General features: G+C 54.7%; 1 rRNA gene. It reads left to right on the forward strand.

Annotated elements, in window-relative coordinates:
- Window positions 1-300, forward strand: a 23S ribosomal RNA gene (locus CN378_RS23205); the annotation flags it as partial.

A 300-nucleotide genomic window follows, 5' to 3' on the forward strand; every position in this document is an offset into this window, starting at 1 on the left:
CTGCGCGTAAGATGTAACGGGGCTCAAACTGATAACCGAAGCTGCGGATGGGCGCGTAAGCGTCCGTGGTAGGGGAGCGTTCTGTAGGTCTGTGAAGGTGTCTCGTAAGGGATGCTGGAGATATCAGAAGTGCGAATGCTGACATGAGTAGCGATAAAGCGGGTGAAAAGCCCGCTCGCCGAAAGCCCAAGGTTTCCTACGCAACGTTCATCGGCGTAGGGTGAGTCGGCCCCTAAGGCGAGGCTGAAAAGCGTAGTCGATGGGAAACGGGTTAAAATTCCCGTACTTTTATGCAGTGCG

The sequence above is a fragment of the Bacillus sp. AFS015802 genome, assembly GCF_002561455.1.
Taxonomy (GTDB): Bacteria; Bacillota; Bacilli; order Bacillales; family Bacillaceae_B; genus Rossellomorea.